General features: G+C 55.8%; 1 protein-coding gene and 1 pseudogene. One reads left to right on the top strand and one right to left on the bottom strand.

The features are described 5' to 3' along the window. Positions 1-203: pseudogene (locus EO136_RS18700) on the bottom strand (hypothetical protein); the annotation flags it as partial. A 173-nt stretch (positions 204-376) separates the two neighbouring features. Here EO136_RS18700 and EO136_RS01135 point away from each other — a divergent pair. Continuing rightward, on the top strand, positions 377-676 hold the full coding sequence (locus tag EO136_RS01135; protein ID WP_127142640.1) for a hypothetical protein: 300 nt from the start codon (positions 377-379) through the stop codon (positions 674-676). The last annotated feature ends 37 nt before the right edge of the window (positions 677-713 follow it).

Genomic DNA, 713 nt, shown 5'->3' on the forward strand with positions numbered 1-713 from the left:
CGCGTTCCGTTGGGCAGGATCTTGTATCGGCAGGCCCATCCGTCGAGGATGACGAACACGGGCCCCGGTCTGTCGCCCTCGCGTATCAAGTCAGTCTTGAGCGGAACCTTGGTCGGTCGCGACGTCGCTTCTGCAAGCGCAGCTACCTCGGCTGGTGAGAGGGTGCAAAAGCCTTGCAGCTTATCGATGAAGCGGTTTTTCATGGTTTCACCATTTCACGACCTGGCTTGCTTTGATATTGTCTGAAGTTATTATTCATTGTTGATCCAGGTGATGGTTCTGCCGACGTAATTGGCCTACAAGACATCATCGTCGGCCCGGTATCAGGCTCCGGCGGCTGAGGGACATTGTGCTCTCGCCTGCGCAGGAGAGAACGATGAACCACGATATTTCCAACAAACACGACATGCCACACGCGCGGGAAGCTGATGCGCACGGTCAGGCAGCCATGCTTCTGGTGGAATGTCTGCTTCACCGCCTGATCGAAAAGCAAGTTCTCAGCGTAGAGGAAGCGATCGACATTGTTGATGTGGCCACAGAAGTGAAAATTGAGACTGGCACTGAGCGTGGCGAAATGCCCGCAACGCTGCAGGCTTCCATTCATCTGCTGCAAGACATCAGCGCGAGCCTTCGGTTTGACGTGGCCGGCGAGGTGAAGGAGGGCACTCCGATATGACCGATCAGATCGCTGTGCTTGTGGTTGAGGACGAGGC

The sequence above is a fragment of the Pelagibacterium montanilacus genome (assembly GCF_003992665.1).
Taxonomy (GTDB): domain Bacteria; phylum Pseudomonadota; class Alphaproteobacteria; order Rhizobiales; family Devosiaceae; genus Pelagibacterium; species Pelagibacterium montanilacus.

Bases quoted from the DNA above. Each gene is read 5' to 3' on its own strand.
- EO136_RS01135 (WP_127142640.1), top strand. From the start codon at position 377: ATGAACCACGATATTTCCAACAAACACGACATGCCACACGCGCGGGAA.